This window comes from Candidatus Rokuibacteriota bacterium (assembly GCA_030647435.1).
Taxonomy (GTDB): domain Bacteria; phylum Methylomirabilota; class Methylomirabilia; order Rokubacteriales; family CSP1-6; genus AR37.
In genome coordinates this window covers 1-12078 of record JAUSJX010000115.1, presented here as the reverse complement: position 1 = coordinate 12078, position 12078 = coordinate 1, and the positions used below count along the sequence as shown (strand labels likewise).

Annotated in this window: 9 protein-coding genes and 1 pseudogene; 6 read left to right on the top strand and 4 right to left on the bottom strand. The window is 64.2% G+C overall.

Annotated features, from left to right (window positions below):
* Both Q7W02_19805 and Q7W02_19800 read left to right on the top strand, forming a co-directional pair.
* Entirely contained in the window at positions 1–1062 is a 1062-nt protein-coding gene (locus Q7W02_19805; protein ID MDO8478395.1) for a TauD/TfdA family dioxygenase, read from the top strand.
* Between the two features lie 98 nt (positions 1063–1160).
* Positions 1161–2699: an ABC transporter substrate-binding protein gene (locus Q7W02_19800; protein ID MDO8478394.1), complete on the top strand. Its 1539-nt coding sequence runs from the start codon at positions 1161–1163 to the stop codon at positions 2697–2699.
* A gap of 273 nt (positions 2700–2972) precedes the next feature.
* Here the strand turns inward: Q7W02_19800 and Q7W02_19795 are convergent, their stop codons facing one another.
* The 3 genes from Q7W02_19795 to Q7W02_19785 all read right to left on the bottom strand — a co-directional run bounded on the left by Q7W02_19795 (position 2973) and on the right by Q7W02_19785 (position 5374).
* Positions 2973–3167 carry an ATP-dependent helicase HrpA gene (locus Q7W02_19795; GenBank protein MDO8478393.1) on the bottom strand — a complete coding sequence of 65 codons (195 nt, stop codon included), beginning with the start codon at positions 3165–3167 and terminating at the stop codon, positions 2973–2975.
* Between the two features lie 330 nt (positions 3168–3497).
* The gene (locus Q7W02_19790; GenBank protein ID MDO8478392.1) at positions 3498–4676 is read right to left on the bottom strand and encodes a hypothetical protein; all 1179 of its coding nucleotides are present in this window, start codon (positions 4674–4676) and stop codon (positions 3498–3500) included.
* Positions 4677–4804: 128 nt separating this feature from the next.
* Positions 4805–5374 carry a hypothetical protein gene (locus Q7W02_19785; GenBank protein ID MDO8478391.1) on the bottom strand — a complete coding sequence of 190 codons (570 nt, stop codon included), beginning with the start codon at positions 5372–5374 and terminating at the stop codon, positions 4805–4807.
* A gap of 1179 nt (positions 5375–6553) precedes the next feature.
* Between Q7W02_19785 and Q7W02_19780 the strand changes: the two genes are divergently transcribed.
* From Q7W02_19780 to Q7W02_19765, 4 genes and pseudogenes are all read left to right on the top strand, one after another.
* Positions 6554–7156, top strand: a complete 603-nt coding sequence (locus Q7W02_19780; protein MDO8478390.1) for a protein-L-isoaspartate(D-aspartate) O-methyltransferase — start codon at positions 6554–6556, stop codon at positions 7154–7156.
* 638 nt (positions 7157–7794) lie between these two features.
* Positions 7795–8721: a UDP-N-acetylmuramate dehydrogenase gene (murB, locus tag Q7W02_19775; GenBank protein MDO8478389.1), complete on the top strand. Its 927-nt coding sequence runs from the start codon at positions 7795–7797 to the stop codon at positions 8719–8721.
* A 106-nt stretch (positions 8722–8827) separates the two neighbouring features.
* Positions 8828–9331, top strand: a complete 504-nt coding sequence (locus Q7W02_19770) for an IS630 family transposase (protein MDO8478388.1) — start codon at positions 8828–8830, stop codon at positions 9329–9331.
* A pseudogene (locus tag Q7W02_19765) lies at positions 9318–9845 on the top strand (transposase). Before Q7W02_19770 ends, Q7W02_19765 begins: the two are co-directional and overlap by 14 nt.
* Before the next feature lie 684 nt (positions 9846–10529).
* On the opposite strand, the gene Q7W02_19760 reads toward Q7W02_19765, so the two are convergent.
* The gene (locus tag Q7W02_19760) at positions 10530–11396 is read right to left on the bottom strand and encodes a hypothetical protein (GenBank protein MDO8478387.1); all 867 of its coding nucleotides are present in this window, start codon (positions 11394–11396) and stop codon (positions 10530–10532) included.
* Positions 11397–12078 lie beyond the last annotated feature (682 nt).

The window sequence follows — 12078 nt, the reverse complement described above, 5'->3', positions numbered from 1 at the left end:
ATGAGCACGATGCGGGCAGAGCCGATCGCCGGACCCGAGGCGTGGCTGGGCGCCGACATGGTGCGATCCAGCGAATGGATCGTGCCCGTATCCCCCACAGTGGTCGCCGAGTTGGATGCGGCGCTCCGCGACATGGAGCGCCGCGGCCTCGCCTGGCCGCGCTTCGGCCGCGACGATTTCCCGCTGCCGACGTTCTCGCGCGAGCTGTCGAGCGTCCTCGATGAGCTGGAGCGCGGGCGCGGCTTCGTGCTCCTGCGAGGCATTCCCGTCGGCCGCTATACGCCGGAGGAGCTCCGGAACCTCTACTGGGGCCTCGGCGCCCACCTGGGCCGCGCCCGCTACCAGAACGCGCAGGGCGAGCTGATCGGCGAGGTGCGGGACGAGAATCGCCTCTATGGACAGGTCCGCGAGGTGTCGATGGACTCGGCGCTCGGCCGCTCCTCGCGCTCGAAGGCGCGGTCGGCCGGGCCGCTGCGCTTCCACACGGACCGCTGCGACCTCGTGAGCCTCCTGTGCGTGCGCAAGGCACGCGCCGGCGGCTTGAGCCGGATCGTGAGCGCGGTGAGCGTGGCCAACGCGATCCTCGCCCGGCGGCCCGACCTCCACGCGTTTCTCTGGCAGGACTACTGGCGGAGCCGCCAGGGCGAGGAGGCCGGCGGCGAGCGCCAGACGTACGCGCTGCCGCTCTTCGCAAGGCACCAGGGCAAGTTCACCACGCAGTACTCGCGGACCTTCGTGGAGGCTGCGCAGAAGCTTCCCGGGATCCCGCGCCTGAATCCGGCCCAGGAGGAAGCGCTCGACTTGCACGCCGAGGTGTGCGAAGAATTGGCCTTTACCATGGAGCTCGAGCCCGGCGACCTCCAGCTTCTCAACAACCACGTCGTCTACCACGGGCGTACGGCGTATGAAGACGCGGACGGGCCGGACCGCGACCGGCTCCTGCTGCGCCTTTGGCTCGCGCCGCCCAACAGCCGCGAGCTGCCGCCGGGCTTCGAGTCGCTTTGGGGCACGACGGCGCCGGGCGCGCCGCGCGGCGGCATCGCCCAGCCCGTGCCCGCCTGATCGGCGGGGGCACGCACGGCCGTCAGGAGATTGGACCCGGTCCCTTCGGAAAGCGGAGACCTAGGTAGGGAACGTTCGTACCAGAAGGAGGCGTGTTCATGACCTATCGACGCGCGCTCGTCCTGAGCCTCGCCGTTCTCGTGCTCGTCCTCGCCGTTGCGCCCGCCCGGGGGCTGGCCGCCCCCGAAGGCCAGCTCATCTGGGGCGTGCACGTCTCGCTGGCCCCGCTCTGGTTCGATCCCGCCGACACCATCGGGATGATCACGCCCTTCATGGTGCTCTATGCGCTGCACGACGCCGTGGTGAAGCCCATGCCCGGCCAGCCGACGGCGCCGAGCCTGGCCGAATCGTGGTCCGTCTCCAAGGACGGCCTCGTCTACGAATTCGTCCTCCGCAAAGGGGCCCGATTCCACAACGGCGACCCCGTCACCGCCGAGGATGTGAAGTTCTCCTTCGAGCGGTACCGCGGCACGTCCAACAAGATGATCAAGGACCGGGTGGCAGCGGTGGAGGCGCCCGATCCTGCGCGCGTCCGCTTCCGCCTGAAGCAGCCGTGGCCTGATTTCTTGACCTTCTACTCGAGCGCCACCGGTGCGGGCTGGATCGTGCCGAAGAAGTACGTCGAGAAGGTGGGCGACGAAGGCTTCAAGAAAGCGCCGGTGGGCGCTGGGCCCTACAAGTTCGTGTCGTTCAACCCCGGGGTCGAGCTGGTCCTCGAGGCCTTCGACCAGTACTGGCGAAAGACCCCCAGCGTCAAGCGCCTGGTCTTCCGGGTGATCTCCGACGAGTCCACCCGGTTGGCCGCGCTCAAGCGCGGCGAAGTGGACATCGTCTATTCCGTGCGCGGCGAGCTGGCCGAGGAGCTGCAGCGGACGGCGGGTCTCACCCTCAAGCCCGCGGTCATCCAGGCCGCATTCTGGCTCTACTTCCCGGACCAGTGGGACCCCAAGTCGCCGTGGCACGATCGCCGGGTGCGGCTGGCCGCGAGCCTGGCCATGGACCGGCCGACCATCAACCAGGCGCTGACCCTTGGGCATTCCAAGCTCACCGGCAACATCATCCCCAGCTCGTTCGACTTCTTCTGGCAGCCGCCTGCTCCCACATATAACGCCGCCCGGGCCAAGCAGCTCCTCGCGGAGGCCGGCTATCCCAACGGCTTCGATGCCGGCGAGTACTTCTGCGACGCCTCTTACTCCAACCTGGCCGAAGCCGTCGGCAACAACCTCCACGCGGCCGGGATTCGCGTGAGGCTCCGCCCGCTCGAGCGAGCGGCGTTCTTCAGCGCGTACTCGGAGAAGAAGCTCAAGAACATCATCCAGGGAGCGAGCGGGGCCTTCGGCAACGCCGCCACGCGCCTCGATGCTTTCGTCGTCACCGGCGGGACCTACGTCTACGGCAGCTACCCGGACCTCGACGGCCTGTTCCAGGAGCAGGCGGCCGAGCTGGACCGGAAGCGCCGCGAGGCGATCCTGCACAAGATGCAGCAGGTCGTCGTGGACAGGGTTATCTACGCGCCCATCTGGGAGCTGGCCTTCCTGAACGGCGTGGGGCCGCGCGTCAAGGAGTCGGGCCTCGGCCTCATCTCCGGCCACGCCTACTCGGCGCCCTACGAGGACGTCACGCTGAAGGGAAAGTAGCCCGCAAGCGGCTCAGCCCTGTCGGCGGAGCTTCGGGTCCCAGGCGTCGCGGAGCGTGTCGCCGAAGCGCGTAGGAGACAAAAAGGCCATTCTCAGACCGGGCCGGGGCCGGCGGGCGCCGACGGCGGGGTGGCTGGCGCCGAGAGCACCGCGCGTCGCGCATCGGTGATCCCGCAGCCGGGCCAGTCATCAACCGCGATCTTGCGCCGGCGCCCGCGGGGCAGTCAAGACGCGTCCTGCAGGGGCAGAGTCCCACCCCGGGACTGGGACGGATTATTGATGGGAGGGGGCGGCAGCGCGCAGGGCGGCCGACGGCGGGGCCGGCCCCGGAGAGTCCGCCGGGTGGAGCAGGCCCAGGGGCGCGAGGATCGTGCCCACCACGGCCGGGTCCTCCACCGTGGCGATGCGCCGCCGCCGGCCGCCGCAGCGCGGGCACGCGAGCACGTCGATCCCGAAGGCCCGGCGCATCAGGGTGGCCCAGGCCCCCTTTATTTGCGGTCAGACAAAATACTGAATGCCGCTTACGCCAGCCAGCACGAGAGCGAGAACTATTAGTACAAAGCAGATCGGTTCTGCCAAACGCACATCACCTAGCCATTCCCTGGTGGGTGTGCGCTTATCCATAACGTGATTTGTAATCACTCTGCACGCCATAAGTGCAGCAAGTCCAAATAGGGAGGCGGCGACAAGCCCGATGCTCGTCCACGCCATGCCTAAAATGGGCCTGGGCGGCCAACCCATGCGATAGATATCCCATAGGTAGAGAAACATCAGACCCGTAGTCCAGAGCCATCCGAGTCAAGCGAGTTTCTCGGAACGTGCTTCGTATTCGCGCAGTTCCTCCTCATCCAGCGGCGCGGGTTTCCAGGACTCCCGTAGTTTTTCGAACGTCCCGGAGCGTGTAGCTAGTAGGATTTCAATGATTGCTCTCCAAAGACGGCTATCGCTCCAAGCATTCCAATGAGGGCCATTGCCGAGGGATCGTTCGGCGTACCGAGCATGAGCATCTGGCCGAAGCGCCCGCCCGATGAAATCCTGGTCTCGCCAAAGGTTGGCCCAGAACGCAATTAGCGGAGATTCGGAGTAGCTTTTGACCAATTCATCTGCACTCGGCACAGTTCCCTTAAACATATCCGACATCAACCGGAGCGGTGAGCCAATCGTTGCAACGACGATGCGATCTGAGTGCTCGGTCGAACCAAGATGAAGTGCCGATTGGGCCACCAAGACGCTACCAAGACTGTCCCCCACCACCATGGTTTTCGCTTTCGGAGCGGCGCGCAACACGTACGCCAGTACGTTTGCAAGTGCTGCAATCCGCTTTTGTCTAAAGGAATCACTTGCCACGTAACGTACGACATCGCCCACGAAATCAAAAGCCGGCGTAGTCAGTTTTACGATGCAACCGACAAGCAACAGACCGAAAGCTCCATAGACCGGGCTAAACATGCTTTCAGCCGCATAGACATTGTTGATTGCAAATCGCGCGGATAAATACGCACCCAGAGCCGCGCAAATCACAAATACCGCAACGCCCGCGAGCGCCGGTATCCATGGCGCCCTTGCTTTGGGAATGCAGCGGAGACAGTCCACGCTAAGCAGCAAAAGCGAATATCCCCACAGGGGAATACTCACTGCAATGCTGACAGGGTCGCTCCACTTCGGCCAGTATTGCGCACGGAGGCGAAAATCCGACCAAACGATGGGGAGAATGACATGCCTGCTCCCGTCGACCTCGATCGAGAGTGAAGAGAGTGATGGATTGTCGTCCCCGTGCTTTTCCCATATAGGGTATGGGGGAGGTTCCGACGGGATGCCCGTTAACTGGATTCGACGAACAAGGAAACCGGAGTCCTGGAAAGCCGCAGCACCCTTTGCCGCTTCGTCAAGAATGTCGACATCGGAATGATCACCGACGCCGTGGACAACGATGGCGACGGTGCGAGCGTCCTGGAGCAGATTATCCGTAGCGGTCATAAGGACAAGCCCACCGGCTATCATAGCGCGTGAGGTAAAGTGCCGCACGGCGCGCAGGCGACAGAAAGGCAATTATCAGACCGGGCCGGGGCCGGCGGGCACCGACGGCGGGGTGGCTGGGAGATGACTTAAGCGAAATGCGCTAACCACGGAAACACGAAATCACCCACGAATCCGGATACGTGCTCGCCTCTTGGATATTTCTCTGCCATTTTCTTTACAACCCGTTCTAAGGCTTTTTCCGCGAGCAGTGTTTTAGCCTGCGTAAAGGCGTTGTGCTCATCTGGCGGAGGCAGACCTTTGGTATTCTGAATGTGGATGCGGTTGCGAAGTTTTCTCAATTCGGTCAGGATGTCGTAAAAGCGAAGATTAGCCATCTCAAACAAATTATGCTTCCTGGCGCTGGCGATATAGGTTTCAAGTTCATCGGGATCTTTCCCTTGTATGTAGGCAATTACGGAATCTGCCAGGGTCTTCACTCCCTCAATGGTGAAGACGCGAATACGCATGTGAAAATCGTGCAGAATTGCTTCGATGATGGACACCAAAATCAATATTATCGGCTTGCATAGGAGGCTTTGTTCTTCAGCATTCGCTTCTTCGTAGTGCCTGTATAAAACCGCGAGGAGACGCAGATTGTAGTTGATATTATCGCCAGTCTTGAAAGTGCCGATGAAGTTGGCGGGTACGGTAAACATAGAATGGTCATAGTCTAAGACTGTAGTTTCGTATTACGCAAGATCAAGCATCCCGAAAGCAAAGGAGAGTTTATAGAAAATTTATCTCGGTATGCTTTAGTAAGAGCAGGCCAACGCAGCTTTGCGGCTCATGCCTTCGGCCTCGCGACCTCCTTCTCATGACGATGGTCATGAACCATACTTATGTGAGATACGGGTGCTATCGGTGCCGGCGGCCTCTTTATAAGGGAATTGAGAGTTACAGCGTGAGTGGTAGGAGCGACGAAGATGTCGTAACTTGCCTTAGGCGGCAAGTTTCTTGGAGTCGGGATCGTGGCTTTGACGACGGGCCACAAGTTCAAAGGCGACTGACGCCGTTGGATTGCGACCATCCGAATTGGGGGCGAGATTCAGCAGCGGAGACCACCCTCCCTACGGCGGCTCTTGGCGTTCTGCGATATGCAACAGAGCGCCTCGCCCCGGACAGGAGCCAATGAAATGCTCCGAGCAGATACTCAGGGACAGAAGAGCGAAAGTTGAGGACTAGAATCTTTGAAGAATTCGAGCCCGAATCGGTCCCGACTTGGCCGCCGGCCGCTCACTCGAGCGAGTGGTTGTCCGACGTATCTCTGGCGCTGTGCGGCCACCGAGGGCCTCCGCCAACTCATGAACTCCGGGCGCTTTCGGGCCCTCAAGAGCGTAGATAACATAAGACCCGTTCTCAGTCATGGCCCGCCTCGCCCGAGGGTTCTCCCCCCGGGTCTTCCTTGTCACAGGCCCGGCGCCGGGGCGGCGTGACTCCGGCGCGACCGCTGACTCCGGCTCGGCGGCCCCGCCCCCCGGGGGCGTGGCCAGGCCTTGGTCCGCTCCGCGCACTTCTTGACGGACCCGGGCTCCCCGGCGCAGGATCGCAGCCATGGCTTGGCCGGTCAGCGCCTCGTCAGTCACTCCGTCGGGCCGGCCCGCCCCGCCCCCGGTGTCCACGCGCCCCCGGCTCGGGGCCGCTAACGGCCTTTTTGTTGCCTTCGCGCCGGCTACGATTGTGGACGCTTCTCTTTCGCGGGCACATAGGTCACTCCGGTCATGAAGTTCAGCCTTATCGTGCTCGGCCTGCTCGTCGTGGGATACGCCCACTGGCCGTGGACCGGCCGCCTCGCGGCGCAGGCGCGCGAGGACTCGCCGCTGGCCGGACGACATCGAATGGTCGAAGACCAGATCAAAGCGCGTGGCATCAAGGACGAAGGGGTGCTGGCCGCGATGTTGAAGGTGCCGCGCGAGCGGTTCGTGCCAAGCGGAGTGGTGCCGCAGGCCTACGCCGATCGGCCGCTGCCGATCGGCTACGGCCAAACGATCTCACAGCCCTACATCGTGGCCTACATGACCGAAGGGCTGCAGGTCACGAACAAGAAAAAGGTGCTGGAGATCGGCACTGGGTCGGGCTATCAGGCTGCGGTCCTGGGCGAGCTGGCGCGCGAGGTCTACACGATCGAGATCGTGCCGCAGCTTGCCGACCACGCCCGCAACACGCTTGCGGAGCTCGGCTACCGGAACGTGCACGTGCGCACGGGCGACGGATACCTCGGATGGCCCGAGCAGGCGCCGTTCGATGCGATCATGGTGACCGCGGCGCCCGACCACGTGCCGCAGCCGCTGGTGGATCAGCTCGCGGTCGGCGGGCGCATGATCATTCCCGTAGGCGTCGCCTATCAGGAAATCCTGCTCGTCTCGCGGACGCCAACCGGCATCGTTCAGCAGCGCACCATCCCCGTCCGCTTCGTGCCGCTGGTGAGGCCGCCCCGGTAAAGAAGTCGGAAGACGACTTCCGTGCAGGATCCCCTCGCGGTGCAGGCCATTCTCGCCCACCGGGCCCGCTCCGGCGCCCTCCCGGCCCCGCCGCCGCACCCCTCCGCCCGCTTCTCGACCGCGAGCCCGTGGCGGCGCAGGATGGCCCCGGTCAGAGGGCGATCGCGGTGCTGACGCTCGCCTTCGCCCCGGTGAAGCGAGCAATGCCGGGTGTCAGGCTGGGGCCCGCAGGGGAGGCCGCATGTCCCCCACCCGCTTCGCGCGGCGAGGGAGCCGAGGGAACAGCGTTTGTCCGTCCTATGCGCTGACAAGGGGAAGAGTTGTGACAAGGAGGAAAGAGCCTGGGCCGCGGGGCGCCATGACTGAGAACGGGCTCTATGTTATCTACGCTCCCGATGTACAGTACATAGCCCAGCGCGAGCGGTCGGATGGGTACGCCGGCTTTGTCCGAGAGTCCGCCCAGTTGACTGCCATTCTCCGTCACAAATCCTGACACCCTCTGTCACGCCCTCGTCGGCCAGTGTCAGCAAACTGACGGATAACCTTGCACATCGGGCCTTGGCAACGGTCGTGCACTAGAGGTGCGCGAATGCAACTTCACGCCGCGCGGCCGATGGGCCGACGAATGGGAGGCTCAGATGTTAGGGCGAATCACCGGCGCCGTCAGGTTCAGAGAACCCCTCAGCTTCCACACCTCGTTGCGGATCGGTGGCCCCGCGGAGTTTTTCATCATGCCGCAGGACCTCGTTGATCTCCGCTACGCTCTCGCCTTCGCCGAACAGGAGGATCTGCCCCTCATCGTGATCGGCGGCGGCAACAATCTGCTCGTCTCCGACCGCGGCCTGCAGGCCGTCGTCGTGAAGCTACAGGGCATTCTCAGTCGAGCCGAGTTCGCCGGCGACGAGGTCGCGGTGGGAGCGGGCATGCCGCTCTCTGCCCTCATCCGGGAGGCCGCGGCGCAGGGTCTGGGCGGCCTCGAGTACCTGGCGGGGATTCCGGCCACCGTCGGGGGCGCGCTGGCGACCAAGGCGCGGACAGCCGAAGGCGCGCTCATCGAGCATTGTTCGGCCGTCTACTTCGTGCATCCCGACGGGACCCTGGGCGAGCACCGCGCGGGAGGGCCTGCCGGCGGGCGGACCTTCGATCTGCCGACGGGCGGCATCCTCGTGGGCTGCCGGCTGCAGCTCGAGCGTCGTCCGGCCCAGGTCGTCCAGAAGGCTCTGCAGTACCGGCTGAAAGTGTGGAAGGAATCGCAGCCCTTCACCCTCGCGACCGCGGGCTACATCTGGAAGAATCCGCCCGGCGATCGCGCCGCCCGACTCGTCGAGATGGTTGGCCTCCGCGGCAAGCGCGTGAACGGCGCCGAGATCTCCTCGAAGTCTGCCAACCTGATCGTCAACGTTGGCGGGGCCACCCATCACGATATCCTCGCGCTCATGGAGATGGCTCGCGAGCGCGTCGAGACGCGGCTGGGCATCACGCTCCACCCCGAGATCAGGCTGGTCGGGTTCCCGGCCGGCGTCCCCTTCGAGGCGCAGCCGATGGAGCTATCCGCCGCTCGCTAGGTCGCCGCTGCGTTCAGGGCGGATGCAGCTCATGCGCGTAGGCGACATATTGAGTCTTGCAGAAATAATGGGAGATTCTCGAGGATCGGGTGACAGCGTATGAGGCATGAGACCAGCCGGAACACCCGAGCAACTGGAGCAACGGCGGCGGCGGGCGATCGCGCAGGTGAAGGCCGGGCAGACGCTGTCGGCGGTGGCGCGCCAGTTCTCCGCCTCGGCGAGTTCGGTGTCCCGGTGGTGGCAGGCGTACGAGCGCGAGGGGGCGCGGGGCCTGCGCCCCAAGCCCACCCCAGGACGCCCATCGCGATTATCGCCCGGCCAGAAAGCGAAGCTGGTCACGCTGCTGGGCCACGGGCCGTTGCGGGCCGGGTACCGCACCGATCTCTGGACGTTGCCCCGAGTGGCCGCGCTGATCCGCCAGCAGTTTGGCGTTCGCTATCATCCGGCGCACGTGTGGAAAGTCCTGACCGGCCTGGGCTGGAGCTGCCAGAAGCCCGAGCGGCGGGCCGTCGAGCGGGACGAACCGGCCATCGCCCGGTGGAAGCGGAGCGCGTGGCCCCGGATAAAAAAACGCCGCCCGCCGGGGCGCCCACCTCGTGTTCGTCGATGAGAGCGGCTTCCTGCTCACCCCCACTGTCCGGCGGACCTGGGCGCCCCGCGGGGGAACTCCGTATCTGCGCCATCGGTATCGCCACGATCGCCTCTCGGTCTGTAGTGGGGTGGCGGTGTCGCCCGGACGGCGCCAGATCGCGCTCTATCTCCACGGTCGCCCCCGCAATCTCACCGGCCTCGACATCGAGACCTTCCTTCGACACCTGCTGCGCCACCTCCGGGGCCCCGTCGATCTGCTCTGAGACCGTGGCTCCATCCACCGGCGCGGCAACGTCCAGCGCTTCCGCGCGCGCCATCCCCGGCTGCCCGTTCACTTCTTCCCCGCCTCTGCGCCCGAACTCAACCCCGCCGAGTCCGTCTGGGGCCACGCCGACCGCGCCCTCGCCAATGGCGCCCCGGACGATCTCGCCGCACTCCGCCACGCTCTTGGCACCGCGGTTCGCCGCCTCCGTCGCTCGCAAGATCTCCTGTGGTCCTGCATCTACGCATCAGCGTTGCCGTGGACACCGTGACTCCTTCCATTGCTTACGCAAGACTCAATAGGCAACGACGCCCCGACCGTCCCGGAGGATCAGACTGATGATCCACCATCGTCCCTTGCCATACCATAAGTGAAAGTCAATCTGCGGGTGACCCCGAGACAGCACATCAGACACAGTCTGTAGTACCCAGTCGTATTGGACCGTCAGCCGTAACGTGTCCTCTGTAGGCTTCATGTGGCTTCCCACCGAAAAGACAAAGTCTGCTACCGCAAGGAATGGTGATTGCTTACGAAGAGTCCCAAGATACTCGTGAAAAGGCCGCCATCCTCGATAGAGACCCTCGGTTTCGTAGTAGACCATCCCACTGGGGTGAAACAATGCAGCGGGCCTGTCCCAATCGGGTTCTGTGCTAGGAGTGATCCTCTGGCTAGCAAAGAAACTCGCGACCACGGCGCGAGGGTCACTGACATCGATGGCACTGCATGTAACAAAGCGGCGCTCTAAGTCCTCCTCCGTAAGCATCTCGTCTGGGACCAGTCCATGTGCCGTGACGGCGGCCGCCAAGCGGCCGAGAACCTCGGACGGGAGTGGATACTCGGGATACTCATTTATGGTCCCGTACATGTTTGAGGGAGGCACGACCTGATCGGCCGAATAGCGACGTGCATAGTTCACAAACCAGAGAGCATTGATCTTCGCAAGGCGCTCGCCCCCTCAGTTTGAATGTGGACCCAACTTTCTCCAGGCATCCACAAACCAGGCCTGCTCAAGGGAAGTCTTCCCGGGTTCAATTGGCGCATTTACATCAATCATGACGACGTAGGGCAAGCCGCGTCGGTCCTTGGCCAAGGCCTCCGTGATAAGCCTGTCTACGTCTGCCCGGGCCGCCTTTTTCGGGTCTAGTTGTCCGGGCCGATGAAGTACCCCTTCGCGATGGCGACTCTTCGCCTCGACACCGAAGCTGGTAGCAGTGATTGGGTCCTCAGCGATGAACTCCGGCCCCGTTTTGGTCGTGTCCTTGATGAAGTTGACGCGGAACCCCGCGCGGACGGAGATAGCTGCAACAGCCATCTCAAAGCGGGCACCTTGATACTCCGTGCGCACTCGGAGTCGTTCTAGAAGCGGAACTGGCAGACAGTGTCTATCGATCAACAGTGCTAGGTCGTAGGCCAATGCTAAGAGCTCACTCATGTATCCTGAGGCCGGAATCCGGATTTCATCTCCGGGACTGGCCTGTGCGACTCGCTGTGCCTCGTTGATAGACGCCACAGTGCGCGAGTACCAGCCGCTCACGACATGACGTTCTGCAATGGGCAAAGGAAACTCGCGTTGCAACCATTCCAGGCCACCGAACTGCTCGACGACGAAGCCAATCAAGAACTCACGGAATGTCACATCAGACGGATGTACATAGTCGCGATACCCGATACGTCTCAGGGTGGTGGCAGGGCCAATGACAGGCGAATGAGAAAAGGTCCCCGGCGGTTGTCCCGCTAAGAGCTGGGCGTCCTGGATGGGGATCGACCAGTGATCAAGCGGAACGCCTCCGAAGGCGTGGCGAGGATCGGCCGGCGCAGGCATGGCAAGATGGCCCTACCGATAATTGTCGCACCGACGAAGGCGAGCCAGGAGCGCCATTTCGAGTACGGTCCGCTGCGCGTAGGCGCCATAAAGGCCAGTATCAGACCGGGCCGGGGCCGACGGGCGCCGACGGCGGGGTGGCTGGCGCCGAGAGCACCGCGCGTCGCGCATCGTTGATCCCGCAGCCGGGCCAGTCATCAACGGCGAGCTTGCGCCGGCGCCCGCGGGGCCGTCAAGACGCGGCCTGCCGGGGCAGAGTCCAACCCCGAGACTGGGACGGATGACGGAGGGGAGGGGGCGGCAGCGCGCAGGGTGGCCGACGGCGGGGCCGGCCCCGGAGAGTCCGCCGGGTGGAGCCGGCCCAGGGGCGCGAGGATCGTGCCCACCACGGCCGGGTCCTCCACCGGGGCGATGCGCCGCAGCGTGGGCACGCGAGCCCGTCGATCCCGAAGGCCCGGCGCATCAGGGGGGCCCAGGCCCAGGAGCGCGGGCAGCGTGATGCTCCGCGCTCAGTCCGCCCGGCCGCCTCCTCGCTCGCCGGCGACCTGCGAAAGCCTACGATCTGCCGGCGCCAGCGAGCATGCGGCGCCCGGGCCCCGTGGTAGAGGAGCAAGTGCACCTCGGGTCGCGGCGTCAGCGCGGCCAACTTCTCCAGGAACTCGGCGGGCTCGAACAGCAGATG